Origin of the sequence: Aeromonas sp. QDB23 (assembly GCF_027707745.1) — a bacterium.
GTDB lineage: Bacteria > Pseudomonadota > Gammaproteobacteria > Enterobacterales > Aeromonadaceae > Aeromonas > Aeromonas allosaccharophila.
In genome coordinates this window covers 62640-77059 of the sequence record NZ_JAPCJA010000001.1, presented here as the reverse complement: position 1 = coordinate 77059, position 14420 = coordinate 62640, and the positions used below count along the sequence as shown (strand labels likewise).

Below are 14420 nucleotides of genomic sequence, written 5' to 3'. Positions count from 1 at the left end.
CCGTTATGAAATCATTGTCCCAGCCTGCGCCATCAGGGCAGCAGGTGCTCACCGCGCCAGAGATCGGCCAACTGCTCCCGCTCGCGGATCAGGTGCGCCTCGGCACCATCCACCAGCACTTCGGCCGCCCGCGGACGGGTGTTGTAGTTGGATGACATGGTAAAACCGTAGGCACCGGCCGAACGCACTGCCAGCAGCGACCCCTCGGCAATCGCCAGGGTGCGCTCCTTGCCGAGGAAGTCGCCGGTCTCGCACACCGGCCCCACCACGTCATAGAGCGCAGGGGTATAGCCGGCACGGCTATCCACCTCGATGATGTTCATCCAGGCGCCGTAGAGTGAGGGGCGCAGCATGTCGTTCATGCCGGCATCGATCAGCGCAAAGTTGCGGGTCTCGCCCGGCTTGAGGTACTCAACCCGGGTCAGCAGCACACCGGCATTGGCGACGATGGCGCGGCCCGGCTCGAACAGCAGGGTCAGATCCCGGCCCGCCAGCTTCTGCTTCAGCGCTTCGGCATATTCGGTCGGATGGGGTGGCTGCTCGGAACCGTAGTTGACCCCGAGACCGCCGCCCACATCCAGATGGTGGATATGAATCCCTTCTGCAGCCAGACCGTCGATCAGCCGCAGCAACTTGTCAGCCGCTTCCATAAAGGGATTCAATTCAGTGAGTTGCGAGCCGATATGGCAATCCACCCCGACGATCTCGATGTTCGCCATCGCGGCCGCCTTGCGGTAGATGTCAGGCGCCAGCTCGATGGGAATGCCGAACTTATTCTGCTTGAGTCCAGTTGAGATATAGGGGTGAGTACCGGCATCGATATCCGGATTGACCCGTACCGAAACGCGAGCCTTCTTGCCCATGCTACCCGCCACCCGATTGAGGCGCTCCAGCTCGGCTTCCGACTCCAGATTGAAACAGAGGATCTCTTTATCCAGCGCGAGGCGCATCTCGGCTTCGCTCTTGGCCACTCCGGAGAAGACCACTTTGCCCGGATCACCACCCGCCGCCAGTACCCGCGACAGCTCGCCACCGGAGACGATGTCAAACCCCGAGCCCAGACGGGCCAGCAGGTTGAGCAGCGCCAGGTTGGAGTTGGCCTTCACCGCATAGCAGATCAGATGGGGAATATCGCCAGCGGCCTTGTCGAAGGCGTGCCAGTGGCGCTCGAGGGTCGCACGGGAGTAGACGTAAAGCGGGGTACCGTACTGCTCGGCAAGCTGTTGCAGCGAGGTTTGCTCGGCCTGAAGCTGGCCGTCGGCGTCGTAGTTAAAGTGATCCAAGGGGGCGGTTCCTTCCTAGAATGGGTGCGGCATTAGTGCGGCGCGGCCTCGGTGGCAGCCTCGGAGGTCGCAGGCGGTGCTGCTTGCGGTGTACTCTGGCTCTGTGGCTGCTCGGGTGGCGGCATATAGAGCGGCCCCTTCAGACCGCACGCGGCCAACCCGAGGGACAGAAGAGTGGCAAGCAGACACTTGGTGAACTGGGTGATCATAATGGTTCGCTGCGAAAAAATTTTTGGCCCTCTATAATCGCACTCACATTGTTAAAAGCAACAGGATAAACCGATGAAGGATCACGAGTATCACGCCCTGACCGACGCCTTTTTCCAATATGTGGAAGACACTCTCGACGAGGGGTATCCGGATATCGACTGCGAGCGCAACGGCGGCGTATTGACCCTCTCTTTCGAGAACAAGACCAAGGTCATCATCAACAAGCAGGAGCCACTGCACCAGATTTGGGTCGCCACCCGCGAGAACGGCTTCCACTTCGACCTGCAGGGTGACACCTGGATCGACAACCGCTTCGGACACGAGCTCAAGGCGCTGTTGAGCAAGTCCTGCACCGCCCAGGCTGGCGAAACCGTGGTGTTCCCATGATCGACCTGCACCCGCAGGGCGCCCGTCACGCGGTGATCTGGCTGCACGGGCTGGGGGATTCCGGCGCCGGTCTCGCCCCGCTGGTGGACGCGCTGGACCTGCCCGCCGATCTGCCGGTGCGTCACCTGCTGCCGGATGCCCCCGAGCGATCCATCACCATCAACATGGGCTACAAGATGCGCGGCTGGTACGACATCAAGAGCTTCGAGGATCCCGCCGAGCGGGCCGTGGAGTCCCATGTCCGTGACTCGGCCGACCAGATTGCCACCCTGCTCGATCAGCTGGTGGCCGACGGGTTTGCCCCCGAGCGCATCGTGCTGGCGGGCTTCTCTCAGGGCGGGGTGATTGCCTCCTTCACCGCGCTGCGCTATCAGGCAACGCTGGCAGGCCTGCTCTGTATGTCCACCTATCTGGCCGCCCCCGATAAATTGCTCGGCGAGATGAGCGAGGCCGCTCGCTCCCTGCCCATCTGTTACATGCACGGCATCTATGACGATGTGGTGAGCCTGTCGCTCGGTTGGGATGCCAAGAACCGGCTGGAAAGTGCCGGACTCGCCCCCGAGTGGCACGAGTACCCGATGCGCCACGAGATCTGCCGTCCGCAGCTCGGCGACATTCGCAGCTGGCTGCTGGCTCGCCTCGGCGCCTGAGCTACCCCGATAAAGCAAACGGCCTGCATCTGCAGGCCGTTTTTTTATGGCGATTACCACTGGCGGGTCAGCCCACTTCCCGAGTGGGCGGCACCTGTTCACGCAGAGTGCCCTGACTGCGATAGGGGATCACATCCAGCTCGCCATTCACTTGTACTATCTCGTAGTACTGGGGCAGGTTGAAGTTGATGAACTGGCCGTCATCGCTAAACCGCTCGTGATTGGAGGTGTAGAAGCGGTTGACCCCCGCCACCAGCTCATCCTTGTTGCCAGCGAAGTGCTGGTAGATCTCCACCCGGTTCGCCTCATCAAGGATATAGATGTTGGTGCCCGCATCCCGGGTATCGAAGAAGAACTGCACCAGCCCTTCGCTGGCGTAGGCATCGACGATGCTCGGCAGATGCTGGCTGTGGGTCTTGTCGAGCCGCAGCGGCAGGTGATCCAGCTTGTTGTGGGAGATGTGGCGGTAAAAATCGATGGCGTTTTCCAGCTTCTTGACCGATACCCCGCGCCGCTCGAAGAAGATGCCGTACTTCTCGCGGCCAAGGGCCATGGTCTTGACCAGCTGCTGCTTGTCGCGGGCAAGACGCAGGTCGATACACTCCGCCACCAGCGTCTGGAAGCGGGATCGCACCAGAGAGCGGAAGTGCTGGCTGTAGCAGAACACCTCGATCATCTCGGGGGCGGCAGCATCCTGATGCATCTTGCCGAGGATGGTGGTGAGGGCATCGACCACCGCCTCGTCCCCCTGGAAGTGCAGGGTGCGGATCTCGCTCCAGGAGTTGCGATAGACCAGATCCACCGAGCCCACCAGACACTCCTGATTGCGGCCGAACGAGAAGACATCCACGGTGTTGGCGTCAAATTCGATCACCTGACCGACCCAGTGACTGGTCGGGTCCATCTCCAGATTGAGGAAGATGGAGAGCTGACGGATCTCGCACGGACGGCTGAGAGCCAGGTTGGTGGCGAGCGGGTACTTCTCGGGGAAGCAGCCGGAGAGATCGCGACAGAACTGGTGCAGATTGTCGATGTGCAGATCCGACCCCTGATTGAACAGGTGCACCCGCGACTGGGGCGTCAACAGATCGTTGAAGTAGGCCCAGGAGACCAGCTTGCTGATGTAGCCGTTAAACTCGAGCGGCGCGCGGCCAATGATGTCCACCGGTTCCAGCGAATGCTTGTAGAGATACCAGCCAGCGCGGTTGAGGCGACCGTGGGGCACCTGCACGAAGCTGAGATCCGGCTCGCTGAGATCCGGCGCGATCTTGAGGTTGATGCGCTGCACCTTGCCCGGCAGGCTCTCGAACGCGGCGTAGAGCTTGCGCGACAGAATGCCGATATCTTCCGGGTTGATCGACTCGCTGATGTTGTTGCGACGGGCAAACTGGATCAGGTTGCGGTAGCTCTGCATCAGGGCTTCCAGCAGCTCGGCGTGGGCGATCTTCACCTCTTCGATCTTCCACTCGTGGCGGTGATCGAGTTGATAGAGTTTGTCCTGACTCCAGCCCCAGTAGGAGACCAGCTGGCTCATCTGCTCGCGGCGCCACTCGGGGGAGTGATCATCCTTGGGATGGCTGAGGCCGTCGCACACCTTGAGGTAGAAGCAGCGACGCACCAGATCGAGCCGCGCCATGTCGCCGATGGACTTGAGGTAGTTGGTCACCTTGTCCAGCATCAGACAGTAGTTGTCGAGCCGGTAGTGCATCCCCTCGTTGTGCTGGAACCAGTCACGGCCAGTCATCGACAGCAGACGGGTATTGGGGTACTCGTGGGAGTAGGCTTCCATCAGCACCGACTTGAGCACCGCCTTGTAGGGGGAGTCGATCCCCTTGTAGAGCTGCCACAGGGCGGAGCCGAAATACTCTTCGGCCGGAATACGGTCAAAACTGCCCAGATCGAGCCAGTCGTCCTGCTTGAGCTTGCCGCTCTCGAACAGCTCGTTCACATACTCATCGTAGTGTTCGTCACACTCGATGGGCACCAGATACCAGATCAAGCGCTTGCCCGCGATATGCATGGCACTGCGGTAGAACTCGTCGAGCAGCAGCAGGTGCTGGGCACTGCCACAGCTCTCACCCTGCATCTGGGCATCATTGGTCTGGCGGAACTTGTCTTCCGGGATCAGGAAGAAGTTGAGATCGACCCCGCGCTGTTCGGCCCACTTGGAGAGTTGCTGGCACTTCAGCTCCAGCAGATCGAGCCGCTCCTGCGACAAACCGGCCACGTGGCAGACCCAGATATCGAGATCGGAGTGACAGCACTGCCCGATGGAAGAGGTGCTGCCCATGGAGTAGAGCCCCTGAATGGCCCGATCATGGGTGGCAAGACCGTTCTGACAGTTGGCGTTGCGACAGAGGTCATCGATAAAGGCTTGCTGCTCGGCGGTGGCGCTGAAGCTCCAGATGCCATGAGGAACATCACCGGAGACATAACCGGGCAGCAGGGGGTGATTGAAGTGCAGCATGACAGGCAGCAGTTGGAATACCTGCTGCCCATAGCGACTCATGAGGCCTAACGCCCGTTGCGTCTTGAGACGGGTAATGTCGTCATAACGCGCAACCAGCGTATCGATGTGTTCCTGCAATGCCCTGCCTATCACCTAGGTGAAAATGACGCACCAAAAGGGGGATACGTCAAAAAAGTGTGATCATGTTAACAATGCAAACAGCAGTGGTAAACAAGCCTTCCGCTAATCGTCAGATTATTTCTGGTATGACCACAAAAAGTATCAGGAGAAATCGTTAAATTCCAATACATTCAATGAATTAATCATCTGGCATGACTTAATGAAAATCATTTTCAGCATGCATTTTTGAGCTTGGCCCCGCTTTTGCCGGCTCCGCCATGAAAGCCCGGGCAAAGGGTGGTAATATCGATTTCCTTCTAAAAATGAAACAACTGATTGATATGGCAGCCCGAACCCTGAAAATTGCCACTCGCAAGAGCCCGCTGGCCCTGTGGCAGGCCAACTTTGTCAAAGACCGGCTCGAAGCCCTGCACCCGCAGTTGCAGGTCGAACTGGTGCCCATGAGCACTCAGGGTGACAAGATCCTCGATACCCCGCTGGCCAAGGTCGGTGGCAAAGGGTTGTTCGTCAAGGAGCTGGAGACCGCCATGCTGGAAGGACGGGCCGATATCGCCGTTCACTCCATGAAAGATGTGCCGGTGGAGTTCCCCGAGGGGCTCGGTCTGCACACCATCTGCGAGCGGGAAGATCCCCGCGATGCCTTCGTTTCCAACCGTTTCAAGGCCATTGCCGAACTGCCGCAAGGGGCCGTGGTCGGCACCTCCAGCCTGCGCCGCCAGTGCCAGTTGCGCGCCGCCCGCCCGGATCTGGTGATCCGCGACCTGCGTGGCAACGTCAACACCCGCCTCGCCAAACTGGATGCCGGTGAGTACGACGCCATCATCCTCGCCGCCGCAGGTCTGAAACGACTGGAGATGGCGCAGCGCATCACCGCCTTTATCGAGCCGGAACAGAGCCTGCCCGCCAACGGTCAGGGCGCCGTCGGTATCGAATGCCGCCTCGACGATGTAGAACTGCACGCCCTGCTGGCGCCGCTGGAGCACGCCGAGACCCGCGCCCGGGTGCTGACCGAGCGCGCCATGAACCGCGCCCTGCAAGGGGGATGTCAGGTGCCTATCGGTGCCTATGCACTGGTCGAGGGCGAGCAGATCTGGCTGCGCGGTCTGGTGGGTAGCCCGGATGGCACTCAGGTGATCCGTGACGAGATCCGCGGCCCGCAGGCCGATGGCGAGGCCCTCGGCGAGCAACTGGCCCAGCGCCTGCTGGCCGCCGGGGCCGACGAGATCCTGGCCGAGGTCTACCGCGCATGACCCCGCTGGTGGTGCGTCCGGCCGCTCAGGCCGCCGAGCTGGTGCAGTTGCTGCGCCAGCACGGTCATGCACCACTCTGCTGCCCGCTGCTGGAAACCGTGGCAGGCAGTGAACTCCCTCGCTTACCCGACCTGCTGCGCAGTGCCGACATGGTTATCGCAGTCAGCATCCATGCCGTTCATTTTGCACACGATTTTCTGTTGCAAACTGGTCAGACCTGGCCACATATTGAGTACTTTGCGGTGGGTCAGGCCAGCGCCGATGCCTTTGCCGCCGTCGGCATAACCGCGACCTGCCCGGATGACCCGCGCAGCGAGGGGCTGCTAGCCCTGCCCGAACTGCAGCAGGTAGCAGGCAAACGGGTGCTGATCCTGCGGGGCAATGGCGGGCGGGATCTCATCGCCAGCACGCTGGCCTCACGCGGTGCTCTGGTGCACTATTGTGCGGCCTATGAGCGCCACTACCCCGAGCTAGACGGGAACAGATTGACCCACCACTGGCAGGCAGCGGGGCTGGACAGCCTGCTCATTACCAGTGGTGAACTGTTGCAACGGCTGCTGGAGCTGGTTCCCGACCACCAGCGGCCCTGGCTTTTTGACCGCCTGTTGGTGGTCCCCAGTCCGCGCGTGGCCGAGATGGCCAGCGCAGCGGGCTTTATCCATATCACGATTGCCCAAGGTGCATCCAACCAGGCCCTGATGGCCGCACTGGAACTGAGGAAGATGGAATGACAGAACAACAAGAATCCCAGGTCAAACCCCAGCCGACCGCTGTGGTCAATGGCAGCAAGAGCCGCTCCGGTGCCGTACTGGGAGGGGTCGCCATCCTGCTGGCCCTTGGCCTGACCGGCGGTCTCTATCTGCACGGTCACAAGAATGCCGTGGCCCAGCAGGCCGAACTGGCCCAGCTCAAGCAGCAGCTGGCGAGCGCCCTGAGCAAGATCGACCAGACCAGCAGCAAGGATGCCGAGCAGCTGGCCGCGCTGGATCAAACCCAGCAGCGGCTGCAGGGGGAGATGCAGGGCCTGCAGAATCGGGTACTGGATCTCAACGACAAGCGCCCCAACGACTGGATGCTGGCCGAATCCGAGTACCTGGTACGGATGGCGGGCCGCAAGCTGTGGCTGGAGCATGACCTCGTCTCCGCCATCACCTTGCTCGGCAACGCCGACGAGCGCATCGCCGCCCTCAACGACCCCAGCCTGATGCCGATCCGCAAGGCGCTGGCCGAGGATATCGCCAAGCTCAAGGGGATGCCGCGCATCGACCGCGAGGGACTGACCCTCAAGCTGGCCGCGCTGTCCGACCAGATCGAGCTGCTGCCCCTCTCCACCGTCAGCATGCCGGAAGCCAAGGCCGAACCGGATCAGGCGGTCAGCACCAATCCCGACGAGTGGGAGAGCAACCTGAAGAAGAACTGGGTCAAGTTCACCGAGAACTTCGTCACCATCCGCCGCCGCGATGGCGCGGTCGAGGCGCTGCTCTCGCCGCAGCAGGAGATCTTCCTGCGTGAAAACCTCAAGACCAAGCTGTTGCAGGCCCAGCTCTCCGTCTATCGCGAGCAGCAGGCGCTCTACGAAGACAGTCTGGACAAGGCCCAGCGCTGGCTGACCCAGTATTTCGATACCGACAACAGCGCCACCCGCTACATGCAGGGCGAGATCGACAAGCTCAAGGGTGAGCAGATCCAGATCGACTATCCGGCCCAGTTCAAGACCCAGGCCATGCTGGAGCAGGTGTTGACCGAACGCCTGCAACGCATTCTGGCCAGCAGCTGAGGAGGGCACCATGATCCGTATAATCATTCTGGTTGCCGTGATGGTCGCAGGGCTGATCTTTGGCCCGCAAGCCTCAGGCAACAAGGGCTATGTGCTGATTGCCCTTGGCAATTACACCATCGAATCCTCCGTCACCAGTGCGGTGATCCTGGCCGTGCTGTTCTACGGCGCCCTGCTGATCGTCGAGTGGCTGCTGGGCCGGGTGTTCGGCCTGCGCCGCAAGACCCTCGGCTGGTACGGCTCGCGCCGCCGCCGCAAGGCCAATCAGCAGACCGTTGCCGCCACCCTGGCGATGGCCGAAGGGCAATACAGTCAGGCCGAAAAGCTGCTGATCAAGGGGGCCAGCAACAGCGACACCCCGCTGCTCAACTACCTGAGCGCCGCCAAGGCGGCGCAGGCCCGTGGTGACGACGCTCGCCGGGATCAATACCTGCAAAAAGCGCAGGAGGAGAACCCCAAGGCCGAACTGGCGCTCACCCTGACCCAGACCCAGCTGCAGATCGAGCAGGGCCAGTACGATACCGCGCTGGCGATGCTGGAGTCGGTCTACGCCCTTAACCCGCGCCACCCCATGGTGCTGGATCAGCTGCGTCAGGTGCATCTGGCCCGTCAGGACTGGAGCGCCCTGTGCGACCTGATCCCGGCGCTGCACAAGGTGGGCAAGCTGACCCCGAAACAGGAAGAAGATCTGCTGCAACAGGCCTGGTGTGGCCGCCTGCAACAGGCTGCCGGCAGTCTCGAAACCCTCAAGGCGGTATGGCAGGATCTGCCGCGCAAGCTGCGCCTTGAGCCGGAACTGCTGGCCTGCTACGGCGATCTGCTGCGCCAGCTCGGTGCCGACAACGAAGCCGCCACCCTGTGGCAGGAGGCGCTGCGCAAACAGCCGATGCCACAACTGCTGGCTCGCCTGCCCAAGCTGAAACTCGACAGCTACCAGCCACTGCTGGCGCTGTTGCAAAAACAGCAGGGGCAACCGGAGGTGGACACCGCACTGGCCCAGCTCTATCTGCTGGCCGGTCAGCTGGACGACGCCCAGAAGCTGCTGGAGCAGGAAGTGGAGCGGGCGCCGAGCGCCGCCGCCTACCACGCTCTCGGCCAGCTGATGGACAAGCGCCGCCTCACCAACAAGGCCAACGAGTACTATCGTCAGGCACTGGCGCTGGCGGGGGTCTGATCCCCGGCAAACAGAAACGCGAGAGGCCGCATGATGCGGCCTCTTTTTTTATCTCGTCGCCCTGCCCTCGTCAGGTAGTGAGCCGCTCCAGCTCGCCGATCAGCCAGATGGCCTCGGCACGGTGGCTGCCGCACACATCCATCATGGGGCGAAAACCGCCGCACACCGCCGGCCGCTCCGGTTGACCGAAGATCTTGCAGCCGAGGGCGCTGTCGAGCTGGATACAGGGGACGCCAGCCGGTTTGCCATCTGGCATACCGGGAATGGCACTGCTGATACTGGGGGCGATGCAACAGGCAGCGCAGCCGCTACGACACTCCATAGACTCCACTCCTTTGGGACGATCTGAGCCACCATAGCCGAAGCGGCGGCACAAACGTAGCTGGCGCACAACAAAAAGCCCGACCGCACAGGCGATCGGGCTTCAGACAACACGGGAAGTTCAGCGAGCCATCATCACAGGATGATGTCGCGTACCACGCTGTCTTTGCGTTCCAGGTAATGGATCGACTTGATGCGGCGGATGGTGCGAGATTTACCACGGATCAACAGGGTCTCGGTGGTCGCCATCACGCCATCGCTGGTGATACCGTCCAGCAGATCACCCTTGGTGATGCCGGTGGCGGAGAAGATGACGTTGTCATTCTTCGCCATGTCTTCCAGCTTGAGCACCTTGTTCACATCGATACCCAGCGCTTCGCAGCGGGCAATTTCCTGCTCGCCCAGCGCACGCACTTCCGGACTGTCGCCCTTGACGCGGTGACGCGGCACCAGACGGGCCTGCATGTCGCCATCCAGCGCGCGGATCACCGCAGCGGAGATCACCCCTTCCGGTGCGCCGCCGATGCCATACAGCATGTCGACTTCGCTGTCCGGCAGACAGGTGAGGATGGAGGCGGCAACGTCACCATCAGGAATGGCGAACACCCGCACGCCCAGACCCTGCATCTCCTTGATCGCCTTGTCATGACGCGGCTTGGCCAGCGTAATGACGGTCAGACGGGAGAGCGGCTTGCCCAGCGCCTTGGCCACGGACTTGAGGTTCAGCTCGAGAGCCTGATTCAGGTCGATGGCGCCTTTGGCCTTGGGCCCGACGATCAGCTTTTCCATGTACATGTCAGGTGCCTTCAGGAAGGAACCCTTGTCGCCCACCGCCAGCACAGCCAGCGCGTTGGCCTGACCCATGGCGGTCATGCGGGTACCCTCAATAGGATCGACCGCGATATCCACCGCGTCGCCGTGTCCGGTACCGACCTTCTCACCGATATAGAGCATCGGCGCTTCATCAATTTCACCTTCGCCGATAACAATCTCACCATCGATCTCGATCTGGTTGAGAATGTGGCGCATGGCCGCTACGGCCGCACCATCAGCGATATTCTTGTCACCACGTCCGAGCCACTTGTAGCCAGCCAGTGCAGCCGCTTCCGTCACTCGGGAAAACTCGATTGCCAGTTCACGTCTCATCGCATATCCAACCTATGGAGCTCGAAAACGGGCGGCATTCTACCACAAGGGCAAACCTTTGCGCACAAAAGTAGCCGTTGCGAGCAAGAATGTAGCCAATTCATCCAAATGCAATCCAATTGCCATCGACTCTTCACCCAACTGTCACCCCGCTGTCATCCCTGCTGCCTAGCATGGCCCCGTCTTCAAAACAAAAGCTTGCAACACAAGGGATTAAGATGAAAAAGCTGACTGTAGTGGCACTGGCTCTGACCGCAGCCTTCCAGGCTCAAGCCGTTGAAGTGTATAAAAATGACACCGCCATGCTGGATCTCTATGGCCGTATCTACGCTGGCCACTTCTTCGGTGACAAGAAGGAACTGGATGCCAGCGGCAAACCGAAAAGCGAGTACAGCGACAAACAGGGTGCCAACCAGTTTGTCCGCTTCGGCGCCAAGGCCGAGACCCAGATCCAGAGCGGTCTGAAAGCATTGGCCCAGTACGAAGTGCAGATGTACATCAACGACAGCGAGAAGACCATCACCGAAAACTCCGACAACCTGCGTACCCGTCTGGCCTTTGCCGGTGTGGGCGCTGACTGGGGCACCGTGACCTTCGGTCGCCAGAAAGGGGCCCCGGGCTTCCTGGCCGACTGGACTGATGTCTCCCTCTCCGACGGCTACGGCAACGAAGCGCTGGGCGCCAAGACCGACACCTTCGCCACCAACCGTGCCGGTTCCGTACTGAAATACTCCGGCCTGTTCAATGGCTTCCAGCTCGACACCAGCTACAAGTTCGACGGTGGTGACACCGAAGAGACCACCAGCAAGGATAGCGACGCGGCCTACGGTGCTGCCGTGGCCTACACCTTCCCGTTCAACCTGTCACTGGGTACCGCCTACAACGTCGGCCTGCGCGACAAGAGCGGTGAAGAAGATGCCAAGCTGTGGCTGATCTCCGCCAAATTCGACAACAAGGCCGCCTACGCCGCCCTGAGCTATGCCGATGGCAGCGACTTCCTGGCGACCGGTACCGATCACACCGGTTGGGAAGCCGCGCTGGGCTACAACTTCGAGAACGGCTTCGGTCTGATGGCCCTGTGGAACAAGCAGGAGCAGGACAAGGCTGGTATCAAGAAAGACAACGTGGACTACTACACCCTGGGTGCCCAGTACAAGTTCAACAAGAACCTGCGGGTGATTGGCGAGTACCGCATCAACAATCTGGACAGCGTTGCCGGCAAGGCGACGGCCAACCAGGATGACTTCCAGCTGGCTGCCCGTTACGACTTCTAATCGGGTCATGATGGATACCAAAAGCGCGATGGCTTGCCATCGCGCTTTTTGCTGCGCGCCATTCACGACCGGAGAAAGTGGCCTAGGCTCATCAGACAAGGGTCTGCACGGGAGGTGAGAAAATGAGGGGTCAACTGCTTGTCACACTACTGTTGTTGCTGTCCCTGCCGGCTCACGCACTCTCTATCGCCATGGTGCTGTGGCGCGGCGAAACCGCGGCCGAAGCGGGCTTTCGGGCAGAGCTGACCAGACTTGGCTATCAGGCCACCATCACCACCTATAACGCAGATCAGGATCGCACGGCGCTGGCGACCATGCTGCGCCAGCAGATGCTGCCGAAACTGGCAGAGTACGACTACATCTACACCTTTGGCACCACCGCCACCACCATGACCAAGAGTCTGCTGGCCAACCGCAAGCCACTGATCTTCAACGTGGTCTCCGATCCGGTCGGAGCAGGCATCCTCTCGGAAGACAAAACCCAGAACAGCATGGTGGCCGGGGTGAGCAACATGGTGCCGATGGCGCTGCAACTGGCCAATGCCAGCGAGCATCTGGCCACCAGCAAACGGCTGCTACTGCCCTTCAACCCGCGGGAGCAGAACACCCTGCTGGTGGCCGATATGTTGCTCAACGAGGCGAAACGCTATCAATGGCAGATGGTCACCTGGCGGATGGCCCCTGACCCACGGCGGCTGGACAACGAACTGAAGCGGCTGCAACAGGATGCCAAAAATGACATCGTCTTTCTGGCCGCAGACAGCTATCTGCTCTCCATCGCCCCCCGTTTGCTGAATGCACTGAACGAGGCCGCTATCCCCACCATCTGCAGTGCCGAACTGTTCGTCGAGCACGGCTGTAGCGTTGGCACCATCAGCAGCTACGAGGCGCTGGGCAAGATGGCCGCCGGGATCATCCATCGCCACCAGCAGGGAACACAGCTGCAGGATATACCGCTGCAGACCGACCCTAATCCCAAGCTGGTGCTGGGACAACTGGGCAACGCCTCCACACAGGAGGCGAGCCCCGAAAAGCCGAAGCCTTGATACAGATCTCGGCCAATCAGGCTCCGGGCGGGTATGCTGTTGGCCCCCATCGCCCGAGAGCCTGCCCCCATGAGCACTACCGTCTTTTTTGCCGTCCTGCTGGCCGCCCTGCTTCACGCCAGCTGGAATGCGCTGGTCAAAATAGGCGAAGAGCGGCTGGTGGGCGTGTCGCTGGTGGCGATCTTCTCCGGGCTTATCGCCGCCGTAGCAGTGCTGCCCATGGGGCTTCCCTCCGCAGCCGAGCTGCCCTGGCTCGGCCTCTCGATCCTGCTCCATACCGGTTACTGCCTTTTTCTCAGCCATGCCTACAATCAGGGCGATTTTGGCCAGATCTATCCGCTGGCCCGTGGCAGTGCCCCGCTGCTTGCCATGGTGTTAAGTGCCATGCTGCTGGGGGACTACCCCGGCTACGGCGGCATCCTCGGCGCCTGCGTGCTGATCATGGGGGTCTTGCTGATGGCCTGGCGAGGGGGGCAGCAGCGCCTTGGCAGCAAAGCGGTTCGGGCGGCACTGATCACTGCCATGTTCACGGCGACCTATACCCTCTCGGATGGGGCCGGCGCGCGCGCAGGGGGTGAACCGGTACGCTACACACTCTGGCTCTTTGCCTGTACCGGGCTGGCGATGCTGCTGGTGCTGATCGTCCACCAGAAACGCAACGCATGGCGCCAAATCCGCCGCCATGCACTGTCAGGCATGGCAGGAGGCGCCATGTCACTGCTCGCCTACGGGATTGTCATCTGGGCCATGACCCAAGCCCCCATTGGCGTGGTCGCGGCTCTGCGTGAAAGCAGCGTGCTGTTTGCCATGCTGCTCTCGGTCTGGTTGCTGAAAGAGCCGCTCGGGCGCGTGCGGCTGACGGCGGCGGCCATTATTACCGGCGGCGTGCTGCTGACCCGGCTGGGAGGATAAGCGCTGTCGCCATTGGTGCGGATTTATCTGACAGGGTGGCGTAATTCACTCCGCCAAATATGCCGAATACCAATAATGGAAATAAGTGTCAGCCCTGGCGTAAATGTTTACATCCGCAACGTATCAATTAACTGGCAGGCCTGTTTATTTCAACCACAGCTTCATTCGGGAAACTTACCTGCCCAGCAACATTAATGATAAAATCGTTCACAGTTAATTTTCGGCAACGCTGACCAATACCTCGCATGGCACAGACCATGCCGCTCCACCCATACATTCATTGACCGCCTGACCGGTAAGCCAGCCCGGTCAGAGATGACCTGATCGCGCCCGCCACAGCAGGATGGCATGGCGCTACCGCGTTATTAATGGGTCCGGTTTCGTCCGTTTAATTTTTGAT

14 protein-coding genes are annotated in these 14420 nt (G+C 60.9%); 9 read left to right on the top strand and 5 right to left on the bottom strand.

Annotation, left to right across the window (positions count from 1 at the left end; all coding sequences use genetic code 11):
• Positions 1 to 32: 32 nt before the first annotated feature.
• Positions 33 to 1283 (bottom strand): diaminopimelate decarboxylase, encoded by a 1251-nt coding sequence (gene lysA / locus PG888_RS00325; protein WP_270692534.1) that lies wholly within the window; start codon positions 1281 to 1283, stop codon positions 33 to 35.
• A 32-nt stretch (positions 1284 to 1315) separates the two neighbouring features.
• Positions 1316 to 1492 carry an LPS translocon maturation chaperone LptM gene (gene lptM, locus PG888_RS00320; RefSeq protein WP_074045189.1) on the bottom strand — a complete coding sequence of 59 codons (177 nt, stop codon included), beginning with the start codon at positions 1490 to 1492 and terminating at the stop codon, positions 1316 to 1318.
• A gap of 73 nt (positions 1493 to 1565) precedes the next feature.
• Here lptM and cyaY point away from each other — a divergent pair, with 73 nt between their 5' ends.
• Both cyaY and PG888_RS00310 read left to right on the top strand, forming a co-directional pair.
• Positions 1566 to 1880 carry an iron donor protein CyaY gene (gene cyaY / locus PG888_RS00315; RefSeq protein ID WP_042655643.1) on the top strand — a complete coding sequence of 105 codons (315 nt, stop codon included), beginning with the start codon at positions 1566 to 1568 and terminating at the stop codon, positions 1878 to 1880.
• Positions 1877 to 2530 (top strand): alpha/beta hydrolase, encoded by a 654-nt coding sequence (locus PG888_RS00310; RefSeq protein WP_270692536.1) that lies wholly within the window; start codon positions 1877 to 1879, stop codon positions 2528 to 2530. The genes cyaY and PG888_RS00310 overlap by 4 nt, the downstream gene beginning before the upstream one ends.
• A 67-nt stretch (positions 2531 to 2597) precedes the next feature.
• On the opposite strand, the gene PG888_RS00305 is transcribed toward PG888_RS00310, so the two are convergent.
• Positions 2598 to 5117, bottom strand: coding sequence for a class I adenylate cyclase (locus PG888_RS00305; protein WP_042061565.1), 2520 nt, complete (start codon positions 5115 to 5117; stop codon positions 2598 to 2600).
• A gap of 323 nt (positions 5118 to 5440) precedes the next feature.
• On the opposite strand from PG888_RS00305, the gene hemC reads away from it, so the two are divergent.
• The 4 genes from hemC to PG888_RS00285 are packed head-to-tail and all read left to right on the top strand — an operon-like array spanning position 5441 to position 9321.
• Entirely contained in the window at positions 5441 to 6370 is a 930-nt protein-coding gene (gene hemC / locus PG888_RS00300) for a hydroxymethylbilane synthase (protein WP_270692587.1), read from the top strand.
• Positions 6367 to 7101: a uroporphyrinogen-III synthase gene (locus PG888_RS00295; protein ID WP_270692538.1), complete on the top strand. Its 735-nt coding sequence runs from the start codon at positions 6367 to 6369 to the stop codon at positions 7099 to 7101. Before hemC ends, PG888_RS00295 begins: the two co-directional genes overlap by 4 nt.
• The gene (locus PG888_RS00290; RefSeq protein WP_076495577.1) at positions 7098 to 8147 is read left to right on the top strand and encodes a uroporphyrinogen-III C-methyltransferase; all 1050 of its coding nucleotides are present in this window, start codon (positions 7098 to 7100) and stop codon (positions 8145 to 8147) included. Before PG888_RS00295 ends, PG888_RS00290 begins: the two co-directional genes overlap by 4 nt.
• Before the next feature lie 10 nt (positions 8148 to 8157).
• Entirely contained in the window at positions 8158 to 9321 is a 1164-nt protein-coding gene (locus PG888_RS00285; RefSeq protein WP_270692539.1) for a heme biosynthesis HemY N-terminal domain-containing protein, read from the top strand.
• 70 nt (positions 9322 to 9391) lie between these two features.
• Here the strand turns inward: PG888_RS00285 and PG888_RS00280 are convergent, their stop codons facing one another.
• Positions 9392 to 9643, bottom strand: coding sequence for a YkgJ family cysteine cluster protein (locus tag PG888_RS00280; RefSeq protein WP_005336384.1), 252 nt, complete (start codon positions 9641 to 9643; stop codon positions 9392 to 9394).
• Between the two features lie 134 nt (positions 9644 to 9777).
• Positions 9778 to 10788 carry a class II fructose-bisphosphatase gene (gene glpX, locus PG888_RS00275; protein WP_042061575.1) on the bottom strand — a complete coding sequence of 337 codons (1011 nt, stop codon included), beginning with the start codon at positions 10786 to 10788 and terminating at the stop codon, positions 9778 to 9780.
• 218 nt (positions 10789 to 11006) lie between these two features.
• On the opposite strand from glpX, the gene PG888_RS00270 reads away from it, so the two are divergent.
• The 3 genes from PG888_RS00270 (at position 11007) to PG888_RS00260 (ending at position 14020) form a co-directional block, all read left to right on the top strand.
• The gene (locus PG888_RS00270; RefSeq protein WP_270692540.1) at positions 11007 to 12062 is read left to right on the top strand and encodes a porin; all 1056 of its coding nucleotides are present in this window, start codon (positions 11007 to 11009) and stop codon (positions 12060 to 12062) included.
• A 122-nt stretch (positions 12063 to 12184) separates the two neighbouring features.
• Complete coding sequence (locus PG888_RS00265) at positions 12185 to 13108, top strand: ABC transporter substrate-binding protein (protein WP_270692541.1); 924 nt, start codon at positions 12185 to 12187, stop codon at positions 13106 to 13108.
• A gap of 33 nt (positions 13109 to 13141) precedes the next feature.
• On the top strand, positions 13142 to 14020 hold the full coding sequence (locus tag PG888_RS00260) for a DMT family transporter (protein WP_333563448.1): 879 nt from the start codon (positions 13142 to 13144) through the stop codon (positions 14018 to 14020).
• Positions 14021 to 14420 lie beyond the last annotated feature (400 nt).